This is a genomic window from uncultured Roseivirga sp. (assembly GCF_963973945.1).
In the GTDB taxonomy this organism is placed as follows: Bacteria; Bacteroidota; Bacteroidia; order Cytophagales; family Cyclobacteriaceae; genus Roseivirga.
Genome location: NZ_CAXBBV010000012.1, coordinates 1 through 19159, shown reverse-complemented (window position 1 = coordinate 19159; position 19159 = coordinate 1). Strand labels below are relative to the sequence as shown.

Below are 19159 nucleotides of genomic sequence, written 5' to 3'. Positions count from 1 at the left end.
ATCGTTGAAAACGAAAAAGCCCATCAACAGTATTGTTGATGGGCTTTCTTTAAAAACTATACAATCTTAGTTACCAAAAATATATCTGATACCTAATTGCATCTGCCATCTTGAGCTAGTCAAGCCTGAATCATCAATTCTATTTGCTGAAGGATCATTGTTCGTAACACCATCAAAAGTATAAGTTGGTGTAGTGTTATCTCCTTGGAATCCCTCAAAGTTTAACAATTCGAAATCAGCAGGAATAAAGTATCTTCTTCCCCACTCATTGTTCAACATATTGCCAAAGTTGTAAATATCAGCCGTGAACTGAAATGTGTTCTTCTTATCTCCAATATTGAAGCTAAACTCTTGCATAAACCTTAAATCGAAGATATGCGTAAATGGCGCTCTATCTGCATTTACTTCTACATACTGACCTCTTCTAGAATTTAAGTACTTGTTACCAGCAATAAACTTGTTTAATTGTTGCCACTGATAATCAGCAGTTCCTGCACTAGCATCATCAATCAATACAATATCATCACGATTTAAAGGAACATACACCAAGTTTCTCTCCCTAGAATCTTCTCTGTTCAAGTTACCATTATCATTATAGATATAAGAGAATGGGCTGCCAGAACGACCTTCATACACCAAGCCTAATTGAGTAGCAACATTTTCGCTCCAATTGTGCTTATAAGAAACTTGAGCAATAACTCTGTGCCCTCCTGAGAAATTAGACTTTACTAAAGGTTGATCAAAGTTTCTTCCCCCAACAGAATGTAAGCCTCTCCATTGCGAAGAATTCTGAGATGAAGTTCCATCAAACACAGTATATGATTCACCGTAAGAGTAGGAAGCACTACCTTGAAAACCATTAATAATTGGCATTGTTAACGTACCGGTTAAGTTATAAGCGTAACCTCTTGAAGTATTAGAAGCAAGATAAATACCTCCATAGTTACTTAAAACTCTATCGTTCCTATTAAACTTAGGCCTATCGTCTCCCGTTCCTGTTAAGCTTTCAGTTGAAGGCTTAATGTTTAAGTTTTGATAAACTACTGCGTTTAAGGTTTTAGTATACAAGCCATCAATTGAGGCTACCCAGCCGTTTGATAACTGCTTGTCTAAGGCCAAATTAAACTTAGCTACTTGAGGAGCTTTAAAATCGCTAGCAAACAGATCAATATTACCTGACTGCACGGTATTACTAGGTGAGCCAGGCTGGTTATTTACATCTGGCCTGAAGATGCCATCAAAGTCATCCTCGTCAACTGAACCTAAATTAAATCCATTATTATTATATGCACCACCTGGCCATACCAAAGGAATTCTGGATGTGAAGATACCTGCACCACCTCTTAATTGTAATGTTCTATCTCCATTGATATCCCAGTTAAACCCAAATCGCGGAGAGAACAAAGCTTGAGGCTTAATAAATTCACCAACTTTAGCACCTTGTAAGTCATAACCCGCAGCTTCCAATTGAGGGATACCTGTATTATTGAATGTTGCATTTTCGGGAGTGTCTTCGAAAGACTGAACATCCATTCTCAAACCTAGTGTCATTTTCAAGTTATCATTTACTTGAAATTCATCTTGTGCATAAACACCAACTACGCTTGAGTTAAAAATAGCCGCTGCTGCTGAACCATCACCAGTAAGATTATCTACATTCGAAAATGTTCTTGTATAGGCATCTGCTGGCTGATCTGTCATGAAATCATTCAGGTTATTATAGGTATACTGACCAAAGTTGAAAGGGATGAACAGGTTCTCAGCAGAATAGAATTCGGCATTGATACCAAAAGTATAAGTGTGTCTTCCTCTGTACAACTCAAAATTATCATTAATTGTGAATACAGTTTGGTCCAACAAATTAGCGCTTGAAAATGGTTCAGCACCAAATAGTATTGTTCCTCTACCATCGTTAATAACCACAGTAGGGAAGTCTTGCCCTGTAGCGTCTCTATCATCAGACACGTTTACATAGCCCAATGTTAATTTGTTAGATGCATTTGCACCTAAAGAAGCAGCCCACTCCGCAGAAATTGAATTAGTCTTTGATAAGAATGATTCTGATCGGTTATAAAAACCAATTGTTCTAGTTGAAGATCTAATTGCTTCAATATTATCTGCTTTAACGTAAGAGTAACGTAAAGAGAATTTGTTGTTCTGATTGGCATTAAAATCAAATTTAGCTGTCAACTTATCAGAATCAAGAATTACTGGGTTATTTTCAAATACACCAGGATCATAACCAAAACCATCTAGTTTGCTAATCAAAGCATTCAAATCAGTTCTTGTTGCATCTCCTTCATAAGTACTAAAATCAAAAGGTTGAGGTGTTTCGTCTTCTTGTTTCTCATAGTTCACAAAAAAGAAAAGCTTATCTTTAATAACTGGACCTCCAAGTCTCACCCCATAGGTTTGGGAAGAAAACTCATTTAACCTATCTCTGTTGGCTTGATCAATATCTGTTGGCGTTTTACCTGCTAACTTTTCGTTTCTCCAATACCTGTAAGCCGACCCTTCTATTTCATTTGAGCCTGAGCGAGTAACAGCATTTATTGCTCCACCAGCGAAACCTGAAACTCTAACATCAAACGGAGCTACTTGAATTTGGAACTGTTCTATAGCATCAATTGAAATCGGAGAAACACCTGTTTGGCCACCATTTGTTCCTGATCCAGCAAGACCAAAAACATCATTATTTACAGCGCCATCAATATAAATTGAATTATAACGGTTGTTCTGACCACCAATTGAAATTGAAAAACCATCGCTACCTTCATCAATTGTTGCTTGAGGTGTAAATCTAGCAAAGTCACCGATAGCTCTTGCCACTGTTGGAGTTGCATTAATTTGATCGATACCTACAACAGTCTCTGCACCAGTTCTGTTACCATCAAAAACACCACCTCGGTCTGCAATTACTTCAACATCCTGAAGAGTGACAGAAGTTTCCTGAAGAGTTGCATCTAACTTAAAAGATTGACCTAAAGTCAGGTAAATGTTTTCTCTTTTAAATTCCTGATAACCTACAAAAGTAACCTTAACAGTATAGGGGCCACCTACCCTCATATTAGGTATTCTGTAAAAACCATCAGCATTACTGATGTTACCATATTGCGATCCACTTGGCGTATGGATGGCTACAATCGTAGCTCCTGGCAATGGTTCACCAGAAGCGTCTGTTACTCTTCCATTCAAGGAAGAAGTCGTAGTTCCCTGACCGTATGCAATCGTGCTTATCACAACAAATGCAAGAGCCAAAATACTTCGGAGTAATGATCTTTTCATAAACGAAATTTTAAATATAGATTAGATTAGATATTAGAAATCGAACTTGTTTTTCATGGCAAAAGTAACGCTTTAGATAGGTCAAGACTTTTTAACAAATGTTAACGTTTCGCTATGAATGACAAACAGGCTTAACGCAAACTTAATATTCATTTTTTGATTCTATGTTCAATCAGATTGACCAAATTAAATAAGGCCAAAACACTTTATAACAACCATTTATTCTAAACAAAGCACCATGCGGATTTTTGAGCGAATTAGAATTTGGCATTTGCCTTATTGTTTTACGATACAAAGTAAATGTTAAAAAAATGTAAAGTAAATTTTCCGTCCATAATTGTTTTAAACCATTCAAAAAATCGAGGTGCTCAACAAGTAGATTGTAAAAAATATAAGTCTATTTTTTGTTAACCAATCCTATCACTATCTTCGATTAAAATGACACTATAAAGTGAACTATGAAGTTTTTTACCACTCTACTTTCATTATTGGCTCTGTTAAGCCAGTCTTTTTTTGTCTATGCACAAAAAGATCTTAGTTATTATTTACCCTCCAATATAATTTATGACCAAAACATACCTACTCCAAAGTCGGTAATTGGACACGAGGTAGGCGAATGGCATGTTACTCATGACAAATTGGTTCTGTACATGCGAACCCTCGCAGCAGCCTCCAACCGAATTACAATTGAAGAAATTGGGAAAACACACGAGGGCCGTCCGCAGGTAATGCTCACCATTACCCACCCTAATAACCAAGCAGGAATAGAGAAAATACGAACAGATCACGTTTGGCTAACCTACCCTAATGAGTCGGATAAGTTTGATATTAAGAAAATGCCTGCTGTTGTTTCTATGGGATTTAGTATTCATGGGAATGAGTCTTCTGGCTCAAATGCAGCTTTACTCGTTGCTTATTATATGGCTGCCGCCCAAGGCCCTGAAATTGACAACGCCCTTAGAAATACCGTAATCCTACTAGACCCTTCGCTTAATCCTGATGGACTAAATCGTTTTTCTACTTGGGCAAACGTACACAAATCAAAAAACATTAACCCCGACCCAAATGACAGGGAGTACAATGAGGTTTGGCCAGGAGCAAGGACCAACCATTATTGGTTCGACCTGAACCGTGATTGGCTTCCTGTTCAGCAGCCTGAGTCTAAAAATAGAGTGGCTAAATATCACCTTTGGAAGCCTAATGTATTTACGGATCACCATGAAATGGGCACCAACTCTACTTTCTTTTTTCAACCGGGTGTTCCAGCCAGAACTCATCCCCTTACCCCAAAGGAAAATCAAGAACTTACAGAGAAAATTGGTGAATTTCATGCAAGTGCGTTAGACCAAATTGGTTCGCTTTATTTCACCAAAGAAGGTTATGATGACTTTTATTATGGAAAAGGGTCTACTTTCCCCGATATCAATGGCGGAATAGGTATTCTATTTGAACAAGGAAGTTCAAGAGGACATGCACAAGAGAGTGACAATGGAATTTTAGAATTTCCTTTCACTATAAAAAATCAGTTTACTGCTGCGCTCTCCACATGGAAAGCCACCGTAGACATGCGCGAGGAGTTACTTGATTACCAAAGAGACTTCTACAAACGTGTATTAAGAGATGCGGATAACGATGATATAAAGGCCTACATTTTCAAGGCGGAAAAAGACCCTGCTAGATCGTATCATTTGGCCGATATATTAGACCAACAAGAGGTTGATTTTTATCGACCTTCCAGAAGTTTAAAATTTAATAACGAAGAGTACACTCCTGAAAACAGCTACATCATCCCCTTAAAACAGCGAAATTATAAACTGATAAAAGGAATGTTTGAAAAGAGAGTCACTTTTGAGGACAGCCTCTTCTATGATATTTCGGGCTGGACATACCCACTTGCTTTTGATCTTGAGTATAGCGAGCTAAGCAGCCGAGATTATGGAAGAAATCAATTAGGCGATAAAGTTATTAAACCAGAATTCCCAAAAGGAAGTGTTATTGGCGGCCAAAGCGCTTATGCCTATGTTTTTGAATGGCATGGATATTATGCTCCAAGAGCCGCAAACCGTTTGCTTGAAAAAGGCGTCAGAATTAAAACTGCTACCAGTAAGTTTGGCAACGGTGAAAAATTACAGTTCGACTATGGCTCTATTATGGTGCCTGTAAGCAACCAAAGCCTTTCAGAGCGAGAGCTATACTTAGAAATGCAAACCATTGCAAATTTAGATGGAATTGATGTTTATGCCTTACAAACAGGGTTAACTGATGGTGTTTCTCTAGGCAGTAATTCTTTTATAAATATAGATAAGCCAGAAATAGCACTAGTAGTAGAATCAGGAAGCAGTGCCGATGCTGGTGAAATATGGCACTTATTGGACACCCGAATGGACATGAGGGTTACCAAGCTACCAGCCGACAGACTCGGATCTGCTGTTATTAGCCGTTATAATACTATTGTGATTACAGGAGGTGTTGACCTACCAGAATCAGGTATGGAAAACCTTAAACAATGGATCAGAAATGGAGGTACTTTAGTAGCCAGTAACAGTAGTGCCACGGCATGGGCGGCCAGAAACAAACTGACGCAGCTCAAATTTGTAGACGTGGAACAATACACAGGAGAAAAAATCACTTACGATCAAATCTCCAATTTCCAACGCGGTCAATCCATACCTGGTGGGGTTTATATGAGCGAACTCGAATTGTCGCACCCAATGGCTTATGGTTATTACAATAAAGAACTCCCCACCATGAGAAGAGGCAACTTGATGATTGAGGCTTCTAAAGATAAATTCTCGAACCCTGGCCTATATACCCAAGAACCACTGCGAAGTGGCTGGATCAATAAGCCAAATCTTGAGGCTTTAAAAGGCACTTCTACCATAAGAGTAAGCGCATTTGGCCAAGGGCGAATTGTTTCTTTGGTAGACGATCCTAATTTTAGAGCATTTTGGTATGGCACGAACAAGCTGATGATGAACGCTATTTTCTTTGGTAGAATCGTAAACTCATCTGCAGCAAAGTAAATAACCTTAGTTTACGGCTTGAATAAGGTGGCCTCAACAAAGCCACCTTATTCAAGTTTTCCGACAATCATTTTAGAAAAAGTATTATTTTTGTCAAAATTACTCCCTTTGAACCAGAGACTTTTTCTTCTCGACAAAAACTACATCCTTAAGCAAGTACAGGAAGACATGAAGAATAGCCTTCAGGTGGAACTTGTGGCTCAAATTAAACAAGGCTATTTCAACTTGTTTAATCCTCTAAGGCTGATAGACGACCTCTCTGAAAAAGTAGAAAATTTTGAACCTACTGACCTTTCCTTTTTTGATGAACTCTACGCCAACTTAGCTGGCATTTACCGCTACCAGGTAGAAGGAAATCAGTTAGAGTTATTGTTTGACGGAAGAAGCCATTACGACAAGTATTTGGATGACTGGAAAGCGGGCTTTCAGGCTTATTTGACTGAGCTATGCCAAAAGAAGAACTTTATTTTAGCAGGCTTAGAACTAACGGTTTTTCATTCGCCAGAGCGAAGATTAGAACTGGCCCAAAACCGAATGAAGATTTGTATCTACGAACACTTCGGCCTTAAAATCTACAAATACAAAGGCATTCAGAAATACGAGAGCAAAAGCGCGTAAAGGCTTATAGCTTTGTTTCGCTGATTTAAACCACTTCTATTTCCACAATACTGTCGCCAGTGGAGGAAGATCATCCATTACTTAATTAGCTGTTTGGTTCATTATCACATTTGTGCGTAGATTGAAACTGGTCAAAACAAAAAGTCATGAACAAGGTCAGAAAGCAAATCCCCTATTGCACCCTCTTTGTCTTAATGGTGTGCTGTTTAGGTTGTGGTAGTAAGAAAGAAGTAACGGAATCCGAATCCGTTCCTACAAACGGACTTCAATCCTATAAATTGGATATTAGAGAAGATAAAATACCGGTTGCCGATCTAATTCAATCCATAAAAATTACTCGGTTAGAAGAAACGCAAGAATCTCTGCTGAAGGCTGTTGGTCAAGTCGAATTTCATGAGGATAAGATGATAATTCCTGACAATAGAGGAGATTTTTACGTCTACTCAAAAACAGGTGAGTTTTTAAATAAGTTTAATCGAAAAGGTGAAGGCCCAGAGGAATACTCAAGGCGTACAGATTTTTGGCTCGAGAACGGTTTAATAGCCATTTATATCTATGGTCAATCCATTAACCGATATGATTTAGAAGGCAATTTCATTAGTCGAGATCGATTGAACGAACGAGCTGAGCATGTGTACCCATACAAATCAGGTTATGCACTAGATATGCATTTTGTATACACTCAAGATTCACTTAAATATTCTCTTGTGACGGTAGATAATGAGATGAAACTCGACAAAATACTTTTACCATTTGAGAAGTACCCAGGTGTTCGAAATCCTCAATTCCGTAATTCATTTTTTACTTTAGATGATGATTTGTTTTATCTACATAGTATGAGTGATACTGTCTATAGAATAACCGCTGATTCAGTTGTACCATTCATCCACTATGATTTTCAGGAGGATTGGTACTTCCAATCAGGTGTTGAGGTAAAGCCTAGATTTTCTGAAGAATCGCAGAGAAAGAAGCAAGCTTGGTTTGTGCTTAACCATATAGGTGAGAGCCACATTTACTTATATACCACCTTAGGCCCCCGGATGGACTATGATTTCCTTATTGATAGAGAAACCAAGCGAAGTACAAGCATTGATTGGAGAATTTCGCCTAATGAGAAGTTAGATTTTTACACAATCGACTGGAACGGGGATGAATTTCTAATTTCTTTAAGATCGAGCCATCTTACCAACCTTTTAAAACAACTTGATCAAGAACAATATTCCTTTAGCGAAGGTACTACACTAGAAGAAATTGAGTCTTCCGAAAATCCAGTGTTAGTTTCTATCAAGTTCAAATAGTGTAAAGTGAGCAATCGAAGAGCTTGAACGAGAGATTGCAACTAAACGAAAGTCCTGTAGCTAAAAATTGCTGTGAAAGCCCAACTTCCCCACCATTGCGAACCTGCTGTAGTTTTTCGAAGTGACTATACTGACGTGAAGCAATCTCACAGCTTACTTAACAAACATCCAAAACTTTCCCATAGCCATTATTATTTAAATGCTGTAAGGAAGTTTTAATAAATTACATAAGAACTATACGCCACAAGCGTGACATATACATAATGTTAGGGTTAATTATGAAACTAATATAAATGACGAAACAGAATTCAAATATTGATATCGATGGGAATAACGCTTTGGTAGTTTTTAAGCCCTCTCAAGGAGAAACTGAATATCAAGTTGTTCTAGATAAAAATGCCGAAACGCTATGGGCAACTGAACTTCAGATTGCTGAAATATTTGGTAGAGATAGAACTGTTATAAATCGACATATAAAAAATAGTTTTAAAGAAGGTGAATTAGATGAAGTTTCAACTAGTGCAAAAATTGCACAGGTTCGAACAGAAGGTGGTAGAAAAATACAAAGGGAAGTTGTCCATTATAATCTTGATGTTATAATAACTGTAGGCTATAGAGTTAAATCACCTCTGGCAACAGAGTTTAGAAAATGGGCCACTAATAAATTAAAGGACTATTTAGTAAAAGGTTACACTATAAATCAAAATCGACTAGACCAACTAAAACAATCCATAAAACTAATTCAGACATCAACTCAAGAATTAGAAAGCGATCAATCTAAAGAAATCATATCAGTACTTACTGATTTTGCATTGGGTCTTGATATTTTAGATGGGTATGATAACCAATCATTAGAAATACGAGAGGTTACAAAAGAGTCTAAATATAAAATCGACTATAACGAAGCGATTGAAGCAATTAATCAACTTCGAATAAAATTTGGTGGATCTAAACTTTTTGGGAATGAAAAAGATGATTCATTTAAAAGCTCTATAGCTTCAATAGATCAAACTTTCGATGGTGAAGAACTTTACCAAAGTATAGAAGAAAAAGCTGCAAACCTCCTTTACTTCATTGTTAAAAATCATTCTTTCAGTGATGGAAACAAACGAATAGCGGCATGGTTGTTTGTTTGGTATTTAAACAAGAACAAACACCTCTATAATCAAAACGGAAAACTGGTAATTGAAAACAATGCACTTGCCTCAATCACTTTGATGGTTGCATTAAGTAAACCAGATGAAAAAGAGTTAATGATTCGAGTCATTATTAACTCCATAAACAAATTAAACCAGTAACTAACATTGACTCTTAACAAAACAAGGAGTTTGAATTTCAAAGAGTAGCAGCGAGACGCAACGACTAGTGGCTAAATAGCTAAAAATTGCTGTGAAAGCCTGATTTTCCTGTCATTGCGAGAAATAAGTGTTGCGCTAGCAAGGCTTATGACGAAGCAATCTTAGGTGTTTGTCAATTGAGCGGTGAGATTGCTTCAGGTCAGTACCGTCACTTCGAAAAAATACAGCAGGTTCGCAATGATGCTCCGATTGGCTGGCTTACTCGTTTGAGCGTTTACAGTTGTTAAATACTAAATAGCCAACGAATGTTACTGTTCTAAAATAAATTTCACTAAACTTATAACTTGTTTTAACGCTTGTCTATAGCACACCCTATTCGATTGCTAACGTGCACTTTTAATAAACTATTAGAAATATATCGCACACAAAACTGTGCGTTACATAACGTTGTAGTACATTATGAAAATCAAAAATCTCATTGTCCTAATTGTCCTGATAAGTTGTTGCTCGCCTGATAATCCAAACGGAATTGTAGAGAGGGATGGCTTAATATACAAGATAGATACTGACATTCTCTTTCAAGGAGTAAGAAAGGAATATTATGATGATGGTACATTGGCTTATGAAGGTCAATACAAAGATGGAGTAATGAATGGTCATTCCACTTCATATTATGAAACAGGTGTGCTAAAGACTGAAGGGTCGATGATGAATAACAAGAAAGAGGGAGACTGGAAAATTTATAAAGAGTCAGGCGATCTTGAAGTACTTTATCATTATCAAGATGGTCTTAGACAAGGTTTAGCCACCTATTTCTTTGAGGATGGCACTGTAAGTGGCCTATATAAATTCATAGATGACAAACAGGACAGTATTGGCACTACTTATAATGAAAATGGCCAGATACAAATACTTCTAACTTGGAGAAATGGCATACTTGATGGACCTGTTAAGAATTTTTATGAAAGCGGCTCAACTTTTCAAACTTTCAACTATATCAATGGAATTAAAGAAGGGGAAACTTTTAGTTATCATGAAAATGGGCAATTAAAATCAAGAGGCTCATACAAGGATGGGTTAACAAATGACTCACTAATCACATTTTATGATAATGGCGTATTGAATGCAAGATTATTCTATGAAGCTGGAAAAGCCCAAGGAACGTTTTCAATCTTCAATAGATCTGGACAATTAGTGGAGGAACAAATATTCAAAGACAGTGTATTAATTGACAAAATTGACTACAGAAAATAAATGCATATACCCCACTGGCGCTCACTTGCCCAATTCGGTAACTGGTGCTTGTCTGTGGCGAGTACCTATTTTTGTAATTTACTTGAAGTGCATTAATTAAAACAGAACAGAAAATACAGCTTTTGTAATCACGTTGCTTTTTTTGAGATAGATAGCTATAAGATCAGCCCGCACCGAAAGTGCGAACCAGTAAGCGAAAAAGCACATAAGCACTTACCGCTTTATTTCGAACCTTTCAAATCCGCTCGCTTCAATACTTTCCACAAGTACCTTTTCAACTTTGGCATTGGATGGCCCATGATGGCACCATTCCACCAAAGCATTTAAGTTTTCCTCGGAGCCCTCGGTTATAATTAAAACAGATCCGTCTGGTTCATTCTTACACCAACCTTTGATGCCAAGCCGCCTTGCTTGCTCTTGGCTTGAAGCTCGAAAATAGACGCCTTGCACTTTTCCTATTACCCTAATTCTTTTGGCTTGCATAGTATTCTGCCATAATGGAAACTGCGGAGGAGACGCCTAATCTATCGGCTCCGGCATTAATGAGGGCTTGAGCGTCCGCCAAGGTTTTAATGCCGCCAGAAGCTTTTAAGCCTACGTTTGAGGGTAAAATTTTACGCATCAGTTCAATGTGTTCTACTTTTGCGCCTGCGCCAGAAAGACCAGTAGAGGTTTTTACAAAATCGGTTCCAGCATCGGCACAGAGTTTAGAGGCCAATACAATTTCTTCATCGGTCAAGTAAGCCGTTTCAATAATCACCTTCATCAGGCAATCGGCCTCGTGGATAATTTTAGCGCACTTGGCCAGCTCTATTTTCGTCCAAGGCAAACCTGTTTTGAAAGCCGAAATGTTCATTACGATATCCAGTTCATTGGCACCGTTTTCAATGGCCTTTTCAATCTCGGTTACTTTGGCTTCTGTCATTTGGTAACCCAAAGGAAAGCCAATCACCGTCACCAACTGAATGTCGGCAGTACCAATTTCTCTAGCGGCCTTCTTCACCCAAAACGGAGGAACACAAATCCCAAACAACTGATGTTGTTTAGCCTCAGTCACCAAACGATCAATATCGTTTGCGGTAATCGTGGGCTTAAGGTTGGTGTGCTCTAGGTAATGATTAATGTCCATCTACAAAATCTTGGAGGTACGCGTAATCAGGCATCAGTTTACCATTCTGGCAAATGGTAGCCCTTTTAATAATTTGATCTTTGTCTTCGCCCACAAGGTTTGGCAAAATGTGTTTGAGAAATTCCTTCCCGAAATCTTCAGAAGCATTTCTAGGCAATTCGCAAGGCAAATTATCCACTGCCATCACGGTAATATTTCCCTCATCGGCAAAAGCAGATTCTTCCTTATTATCGCTTGGGTTGTAATCGTAAACAGGGTCTGCAATAGTGCTTGGGCGAATGGTAGAAGGAATTGAACCTTCAATATCACAGGTGATATCTGCAATTACACGGATCTTAAATTCGCTTCTGTTGGCATCTTCCTTGGTAAAAAGTACAGGTGCTTTGGGATCCCAAAAAGCACCAGCAATCAGTATATCAGCCTTTTTAGCATACTGCCCAAAACTAGATTCATAATTTGCTGGATTCTGATAAAACTCATCTCGGCTAAAAGAACCGCCACCAATGCGCTGGTTATAATCCCTGGTATTGAGTTGAGTATATACAGGCTCGTTGAAGTATTCGGTCAAGAATTCAACAGGACTCACTTTTCTGATTTTCATACCAGTAAGCACTTCCATAGCACCTTTAGAAACACGCCCACCACCAGTAAGCGCAATTTTAATGGCTGGCAGTTTCACCTTGCTGTATTCCTTCTGCATGTCTTCCATATCGAAGCATTCATTGGCCGGACGCAAGTGAAAAAGGTTATAGCGTTTTCCGTAAGTCAGAATTCCGTTATAAGCCCCAACAATACCCGCGTAACGACCAAAAGCGATTAACCTTTGATGTTGCAGATTGGTCAGGCATTCCCAGTCAATCAGTCGGATTTGTTTTTCAAGAATGGTTTGAAGCAAACCTCGATTGTACTCTTGCTTTTTTATAGTATGCGAGAAAAAGAAATGGGTTTTTCCATCGGCCAACATATTAATGGGCACTTCTTTTACACCCAAAATAATATCGCAATCAGAAACATCATCCACCAAAATGGCTCCCGCTTGTTGATATTCCGAATCTTCGAAACAACGAATATCGCTTCGCTGACAATGTACAGTCACATTATCATAAGTATTCAACAACGTTTCAACTTGAGTTGGAGTAACCGGTACGCGCCTGTCTACTGGCACTTTACCCTCTTTAATGATTCCGATTTTCAATTCTTGCATGTTCAAAGTTAATAATAAGCTGAAGGTTCAAAATAGTAAATGGCGGACTTATTTTACGAAAAGTCGCTTACTCAGCCTGAACTACTTAATGTCTAGAATAGATACTTCGATTCTTCTGTTTTTGGGAGAAATGCCTTCTTCAATGGGCATAGTTTCTCCATAGCCTTTATAAACAAAGGTCTCTTTTGGCAAGCCTTTATTAACAAAGTAATTGAGCACTGACTTTGCTCTTTCGGTAGAGAGATTCAAATTATAGGCTTCCTCTCCAGAAGTGTCGGTATGGCCGCCAATCTCAATGAGTAGTTCGGGATTGTCTTTGAGAAAATCAACCACAATATCCAGTTCCTTAGTGGCCTTTTTGCTGAGTTCGGCACTATTCAGTTCGAAAAGAATATCATTCAAAATCAACTTTTCACCTTTTTTAATGGGCTGAAGGTAAATAGTAGCTTCATTCCCGTTTTCCCACAAAACATCAACTTCTTCTTTATACAGCAAGTAACCTCGCTTTTTTACATACAGGTTGGCATCTTCTACTTTGGGCAGCACCAAATTAAAGCGACCACCCTCAAAGTCGGAATAAGTGCGTGAACGAATAGAGTCTTTGGCGATATCGGCTACATAGATTTCAGAGAAAAGTGGAGTGCTGTCGGCAGCACTGAGCACCAATCCTTGCTTGTAATCCACCAACTGTTTCGGGATTAAATCGTCTGGCAGTTTAAACCGATACAAGCTCGAAGAGCCATCGAAATGGTTGTCGCTATAATAGGCCCAGCCGTCAATGCTGATGGTGTAGCCCACCTGATTTCTGTGGTTGTTGATCGGGTAGCCCAAATTCTTTGGCTCCGACCATTCGCCTTGGCCAAGCTGTTCTGTTTCGTATAAATCATAGCCTCCAAAGCCCAGTCGGCCACGTGATGCAAAGAATAAATTAATCCCATTGGGATGAATGTACGGAGAGCAATCATCGAAACGCGTGTTGATGATTGGACCTAAATTCACTGCCTCCATCCATTTCCCATTCTGTTTTGTTGATTTATAAATGTCTTGTCCGCCTTCGCCATTGGGCCGGGCACTGACGAAGTAAAGCTCACGGCCATCTTGAGAAAGCGAAGGCTGAGATTCCCAATGAATCGTGTTCACTGCCTTTCCTAAATTTCTGGGCTTCGACCAATCACTTCCTTCTCTATAACTGATGTACAAATCGCAACTTCCAAGGCCGTCTGGCGCATTACAACCTGTGTACACCAAAGTGTTTCCGTCAGCCGAAATTGAGGCTGTCCCTTCGTTTCTATCGGTATTAATTTTTTCAGAAATCTCTAGCGGTTGGCTCCAAGTCTCTCCATCCTTCTGGCTAAAGAAAAGGTTTTCATCACCTCTGCCCTGATTATAACGAACGGTGTAAACCAAAAGACCCGAAGCCGTAATGGAAGGGAAATACTGTTGCGGTCGATTATTGAGTGGGGCTGGAAGCTTTTCAAAATCAATATTTCGTGGATTGGCGCTTCCTTCAAGGGCATAATCAATGGAGGAAGTAACGATTTCAAACAACGCTGCATCTAAGCCCACAACACGCCCTTCGATTTGATCTTTCAGGTTTTTGGCTTGCTCATATTTTCCTTCAGAAAATAACGCATAAGCGGCATCGGCCAACATTCTGTTTTTGAACTGTTGATCCACCTCTTCCACATATTCATCGTACAGTTGAAGCGCTTTCTCAAGCTCTCCCCTCTTAATCAAAATCTGATGTGTCAACAAAATGGCTTCGTCAAAACTATCATCACGCTTTAAGGCATCGAGTAAGAGATTATACGACTTATAGTAATTGCCAACATGATCTAGCGATTGTGCCTCTTTGTACAACTCAATGGCTTTTTTGTTTCGGGTATGAAGTTTATCCACTTCTTGGCCGTTGGCCAGAAGAACACAAAACAGTAGGGATATGGTAATGAAAAACCTCAAATAGCTAAACTACGGTATATTCATAAACTTATGAGTTTGTAAGGATATTTTCCACTTGGGGTTATTTTTTACATACTCAATGATTTCGGGCAGCATTTTTTCCGACTGATCCCATTCTGGCTGCATGTATAGCAAACAGTTTTCATTCATTTTTGCCGCATGTGCTTCCGCCCATTTAAAGTCGCTTTTATTGTAAATAATGACTTTGAGCTCATCGGCAGCAGCATAAAACTCTTCTTTTGGAGCTTTAAATTTCTTGGGCGAAAAACACAACCAATCCCAATTGCCTGAAAGCGGATGCGCACCAGAAGTTTCAATATTCGTTTGAAAACCAGCCGCATGAAGTTGATTCGTTAGGTCGGTCATATCGTACATCAAAGGCTCTCCGCCCGTCACCACGGCCAAACGACCAGGGTGAGCCGAGGCTTTAGCAACGATTTCATCGACCGATTCTTTTGGCCATTGGCTGGCATCCCAAGAGTCTTTCACATCGCACCAAACGCAACCGACATCGCAGCCGCCCAATCGAATAAAATATGCTGAATTACCAGAGAAATGACCTTCTCCTTGAATGGTATAAAAAGCTTCCATTACAGGAAGCTGTGTGGTTTTCATCGTTTTTGACATCTCAATTTTTTAAAGCAGGGTGTTGAAACTGCGAGCCTATTTGAAGGATCCTGATCCCGAACACTCGGGACAGGATGACATTGAAGCGGTTAAACTAATTTCTGTGAAGTAAGGTAAGTGTTCCAAAGTAATGACGCGATGGTCATTGGTCCAACGCCACCTGGTACTGGTGTAATGAACTCACACTTTGGTGCTACTTCATCAAACTTTACATCGCCCTTTAATTTAAAGCCCGACTTAGTTTGATCAGATGGAACTCTATGAATTCCAACATCAATTACAGTTGCACCTTCTTTAACCATATCGGCAGAAACAAAACCTTCCTTACCAATAGCAACGATAAGAATATCGGCTTGCTTAGTGATTTCAGCCAAGTTTTTGGTTCGGCTGTGGCAAAGGGTTACCGTTGCATTTCCTGGGTTGCCGTTTCTAGACATCAATACGCTAATAGGCGTACCCACAGTATTGCTTCGGCCAATAACCACGCAATGTTTACCAGAAGTTTCAATGCCGTTGCGTTCTAGCAAAAGCATCATTCCTTTTGGTGTGGCAGGCAAAAGTGTTGGTAAACCCAAAAGCATTTTACCCAAATTCACCGGGTGGAATCCATCTACATCTTTATTTGGAAGAATGGCCTCCACTACTTTTTGCTCATCAATTTGTTTTGGAAGTGGAACTTGAACGATAAAGCCATCAATTTCAGGGTCTTCATTCAATTTCTGAACAGTGGCCAACACCTCAACTTCAGAAGTTTCTTCAGGTAGATGAATCAAAGTAGAGCCAAAGCCAATTTGCTCGCAGGCTTTTACTTTGGCATTTACGTAAGTTTGGCTTGCGCCATCATTACCCACCAAAACAGCGGCCAAATGAGGGACTTTTCCTCCTTCAGCTTTTATCTGCGCTACTTTATTTTTCAACTCATCTTTTATGGATTGAGCTGTGCCTTTTCCATCCAATAATTGATATGCCATCGTTTATGCTTTAATCTAATTTAAGAACCGCCATAAATGCTTCTTGTGGAATTTCCACATTACCTACCTGACGCATTCTTTTCTTACCTTTTTTCTGTTTTTCGAGTAATTTTCTTTTTCTCGAAATATCACCACCATAACATTTCGCCAAAACGTTTTTACGTAAAGCTTTCACGGTTTCTCTGGCGATAATTTTAGTACCGATTGAGGCCTGAATAGCGATTTCAAACATTTGACGTGGAATAAGCTCCTGCAATTTCTCGCACAACCTCTTTCCCCATTCGTAGGCTTTATCGCGGTGAACGATGGCAGAAAGTGCATCTACTTTTTCACCGTTCAATTGAATATCTAATTTCACCATGGTAGACTGACGGAAGCCAATCAACTCATAATCGAGCGATGCATAACCACGAGAAATGGTCTTTAGCTTATCAAAGAAATCGAAAACGATTTCGGCCAAAGGCATTTCGAAAGTTAGTTCTACTCTGTCGCTTGTGAGGTAAACTTGGTTTTTAATGATTCCACGCTTATCCATACACAGGCCAATAATTCCGCCTACATACTCCGACTTAGAAATAATTTGAGCGCGAATAAATGGCTCCTCTAAATGCGAAATAGAAGAAGGGTCAGGCATTTCAGATGGCGCATTAATTTTAAGAATAGATCCATCTGTTCTTACCGCATGAAACTGAACCGAAGGAACGGTAGTAATTACCGTCATGTCAAATTCACGTTCCAATCTTTCTTGAATAATCTCTAAATGGAGCATTCCCAAGAAACCACAACGGAAACCAAAGCCCAAAGCTGCAGAAGTTTCAGGCTCCCAAACTAAGGAAGCATCATTCAATTGAAGTTTCTCCATAGAAGCCCTCAATTCTTCGAATTCAGAAGTTTCTACAGGGTAAATACCTGCAAAAACCATTGGCTTTACATCTTCAAAACCTTTAATAATATTGGTGGTTGGACGATCTGGATGCGTAATGGTATCACCCACTTTCACCTCTTTGGCCACTTTAATTCCTGAAATGAGGTAACCTACATTTCCTGCGCTAATTTCTTTTTCAGGTTGTTGTTTCAGCTTCAGAATACCAATTTCATCGGCATTATAAACCCTATCCGTATTCACGAATTTAATCTTGTCTCCCTTTTTAATGGCGCCATCAAACACACGGAAAATTACTTCGATACCTCTAAAAGAGTTGAACACTGAATCGAAGATCATCGCTCTCAAAGGTGCTGTAGGATCACCTTTTGGCGCTGGAATTTTTTCACAAATGGCCGTTAAAATATCTTCAATACCCAACCCTTCTTTTCCACTGGCTCTGATAACGTCTTCAGGGTCGCAGCCGATAAGCTCTACTACCTGATCCGTCATTTCTTCCGGCATAGCACCTGGTAAATCTATTTTATTGAGCACTGGAATAATCTCCAGGTCGTGATTCAAAGCCAAATAAAGGTTAGAAATGGTTTGCGCCTCCACACCCTGAGAAGCGTCTACAATAAGCAATGCGCCTTCACAGGCGGCAATTGATCGAGATACTTCATATGAAAAATCCACGTGTCCGGGGGTGTCGATAAGGTTGAGGGTATATTCCTCGCCCTTATGCATATATTTCATTTGGATAGCGTGACTCTTGATAGTAATACCACGTTCACGTTCCAAGTCCATGTTGTCCAACAACTGATTCTGCATGTCGCGATCGCCCACAGTTCCAGTGAACTGAAGTAGACGATCGGCCAAAGTACTCTTACCGTGGTCGATGTGTGCTATAATGCAGAAATTCCTGATTCTCTCCATAGTTTTTAAAAGAAGTGCAAAAATAGAAAATTATGATGCATTTGCTTTGTGGGCATAACCATTAATTTTGCACTATGTTATTGGCAGACAAGAAAAAGAGACAGAACCTATCGGAATACATCGTTTACATGTACCAAACCGAAATGTTGGTTCGAAATTTTGAGTTCGATATTCAAAAAATTGAGAACCATGTGGTGAAAAATATTCCTGAAGAAAGCTTAAATACGGAAGGAAAAGCGGAATTGACCGAATGGTACAAGGGCATTATTGCTCAAATGAAGGAGGAAAAGCTGGAACGCGAAGGTCATTTGAGCTTTGTTCAGGATGAGGTAAAACGTCTTTCTGACCTTAGTTTACAACTTCAGGTGGATGACGAAAACTATCGTGCAATTTTCAATCGGGCCCGCCCCGCCATTCGGGCTTCTATTGTTGAGTCTAACGGTTTAGTCAACGACCCCATTCAAGCTTGCCTAAATGGTATTTTGGGCCTACTGATCGCCCGCATGAACGGAAAAGAAATTCTAGATGACACCTTAGTACAGCTAGATCACTTTGGGAATGTACTTTCGTATCTATCGATAAAAGTTAAGGGTTGATTAGTTATGAGGGGAAGAGTTAATGGGAAAGAGGGAATCAGTGGATCAGTGGATCAGTGGATCAGTGGATCAGTGGATCAGTGGATCAGTGGATCAGTG

14 protein-coding genes are annotated in these 19159 nt (G+C 39.3%); 6 read left to right on the top strand and 8 right to left on the bottom strand.

Annotated features, from left to right (window positions below; genetic code table 11):
- Positions 1-66 precede the first annotated feature (66 nt).
- On the bottom strand, positions 67-3285 hold the full coding sequence (locus tag AAC026_RS16430; RefSeq protein ID WP_339700300.1) for a carboxypeptidase regulatory-like domain-containing protein: 3219 nt from the start codon (positions 3283-3285) through the stop codon (positions 67-69).
- A gap of 458 nt (positions 3286-3743) precedes the next feature.
- Between AAC026_RS16430 and AAC026_RS16425 the strand changes: the two genes are divergently transcribed.
- The 5 genes from AAC026_RS16425 (at position 3744) to AAC026_RS16405 (ending at position 10776) form a co-directional block, all read left to right on the top strand.
- Positions 3744-6308 (top strand): M14 family metallopeptidase, encoded by a 2565-nt coding sequence (locus AAC026_RS16425; protein WP_339700297.1) that lies wholly within the window; start codon positions 3744-3746, stop codon positions 6306-6308.
- A gap of 108 nt (positions 6309-6416) precedes the next feature.
- Entirely contained in the window at positions 6417-6926 is a 510-nt protein-coding gene (locus AAC026_RS16420) for a hypothetical protein (RefSeq protein WP_339608653.1), read from the top strand.
- A 146-nt stretch (positions 6927-7072) separates the two neighbouring features.
- The gene (locus AAC026_RS16415; protein ID WP_339608654.1) at positions 7073-8224 is read left to right on the top strand and encodes a 6-bladed beta-propeller; all 1152 of its coding nucleotides are present in this window, start codon (positions 7073-7075) and stop codon (positions 8222-8224) included.
- Positions 8225-8517: 293 nt separating this feature from the next.
- Positions 8518-9522 (top strand): virulence protein RhuM/Fic/DOC family protein, encoded by a 1005-nt coding sequence (locus AAC026_RS16410; RefSeq protein ID WP_339608655.1) that lies wholly within the window; start codon positions 8518-8520, stop codon positions 9520-9522.
- A gap of 459 nt (positions 9523-9981) precedes the next feature.
- Positions 9982-10776 (top strand): toxin-antitoxin system YwqK family antitoxin, encoded by a 795-nt coding sequence (locus tag AAC026_RS16405; protein WP_339608656.1) that lies wholly within the window; start codon positions 9982-9984, stop codon positions 10774-10776.
- A 213-nt stretch (positions 10777-10989) separates the two neighbouring features.
- Here the strand turns inward: AAC026_RS16405 and AAC026_RS16400 are convergent, their stop codons facing one another.
- The 7 genes from AAC026_RS16400 to lepA form a co-directional block, all read right to left on the bottom strand.
- Positions 10990-11259 (bottom strand): acylphosphatase, encoded by a 270-nt coding sequence (locus AAC026_RS16400; protein WP_339608657.1) that lies wholly within the window; start codon positions 11257-11259, stop codon positions 10990-10992.
- Positions 11240-11905, bottom strand: coding sequence for a deoxyribose-phosphate aldolase (gene deoC, locus AAC026_RS16395; protein ID WP_339700295.1), 666 nt, complete (start codon positions 11903-11905; stop codon positions 11240-11242). The genes AAC026_RS16400 and deoC overlap by 20 nt, the downstream gene beginning before the upstream one ends.
- Positions 11895-13109: an NAD(P)-dependent oxidoreductase gene (locus tag AAC026_RS16390; RefSeq protein ID WP_339700294.1), complete on the bottom strand. Its 1215-nt coding sequence runs from the start codon at positions 13107-13109 to the stop codon at positions 11895-11897. Before AAC026_RS16390 ends, deoC begins: the two co-directional genes overlap by 11 nt.
- An 81-nt stretch (positions 13110-13190) precedes the next feature.
- Positions 13191-15008 (bottom strand): OmpA family protein, encoded by a 1818-nt coding sequence (locus AAC026_RS16385; protein WP_339700292.1) that lies wholly within the window; start codon positions 15006-15008, stop codon positions 13191-13193.
- Between the two features lie 69 nt (positions 15009-15077).
- Entirely contained in the window at positions 15078-15695 is a 618-nt protein-coding gene (locus AAC026_RS16380; RefSeq protein WP_339700289.1) for a 7-carboxy-7-deazaguanine synthase QueE, read from the bottom strand.
- An 89-nt stretch (positions 15696-15784) separates the two neighbouring features.
- Positions 15785-16666, bottom strand: coding sequence for a bifunctional methylenetetrahydrofolate dehydrogenase/methenyltetrahydrofolate cyclohydrolase FolD (gene folD / locus AAC026_RS16375; protein WP_339700287.1), 882 nt, complete (start codon positions 16664-16666; stop codon positions 15785-15787).
- A gap of 10 nt (positions 16667-16676) precedes the next feature.
- Positions 16677-18464, bottom strand: a complete 1788-nt coding sequence (lepA, locus tag AAC026_RS16370; protein ID WP_339700284.1) for a translation elongation factor 4 — start codon at positions 18462-18464, stop codon at positions 16677-16679.
- 74 nt (positions 18465-18538) lie between these two features.
- On the opposite strand from lepA, the gene AAC026_RS16365 reads away from it, so the two are divergent.
- Positions 18539-19060 carry a DUF4924 family protein gene (locus AAC026_RS16365; protein ID WP_339700281.1) on the top strand — a complete coding sequence of 174 codons (522 nt, stop codon included), beginning with the start codon at positions 18539-18541 and terminating at the stop codon, positions 19058-19060.
- Positions 19061-19159 lie beyond the last annotated feature (99 nt).

Bases quoted from the DNA above. Each gene is read 5' to 3' on its own strand.
- AAC026_RS16430 (WP_339700300.1), bottom strand. From the start codon at position 3,285: ATGAAAAGATCATTACTCCGAAGTATTTTGGCTCTTGCATTTGTTGTG.
- AAC026_RS16425 (WP_339700297.1), top strand. From the start codon at position 3,744: ATGAAGTTTTTTACCACTCTACTTTCATTATTGGCTCTGTTAAGCCAG.
- AAC026_RS16415 (WP_339608654.1), top strand. From the start codon at position 7,073: ATGAACAAGGTCAGAAAGCAAATCCCCTATTGCACCCTCTTTGTCTTA.
- AAC026_RS16410 (WP_339608655.1), top strand. From the start codon at position 8,518: ATGACGAAACAGAATTCAAATATTGATATCGATGGGAATAACGCTTTG.
- AAC026_RS16405 (WP_339608656.1), top strand. From the start codon at position 9,982: ATGAAAATCAAAAATCTCATTGTCCTAATTGTCCTGATAAGTTGTTGC.
- AAC026_RS16400 (WP_339608657.1), bottom strand. From the start codon at position 11,259: ATGCAAGCCAAAAGAATTAGGGTAATAGGAAAAGTGCAAGGCGTCTAT.
- deoC (WP_339700295.1), bottom strand. From the start codon at position 11,905: ATGGACATTAATCATTACCTAGAGCACACCAACCTTAAGCCCACGATT.
- AAC026_RS16390 (WP_339700294.1), bottom strand. From the start codon at position 13,109: ATGCAAGAATTGAAAATCGGAATCATTAAAGAGGGTAAAGTGCCAGTA.
- AAC026_RS16380 (WP_339700289.1), bottom strand. From the start codon at position 15,695: ATGTCAAAAACGATGAAAACCACACAGCTTCCTGTAATGGAAGCTTTT.
- folD (WP_339700287.1), bottom strand. From the start codon at position 16,666: ATGGCATATCAATTATTGGATGGAAAAGGCACAGCTCAATCCATAAAA.
- lepA (WP_339700284.1), bottom strand. From the start codon at position 18,464: ATGGAGAGAATCAGGAATTTCTGCATTATAGCACACATCGACCACGGT.
- AAC026_RS16365 (WP_339700281.1), top strand. From the start codon at position 18,539: ATGTTATTGGCAGACAAGAAAAAGAGACAGAACCTATCGGAATACATC.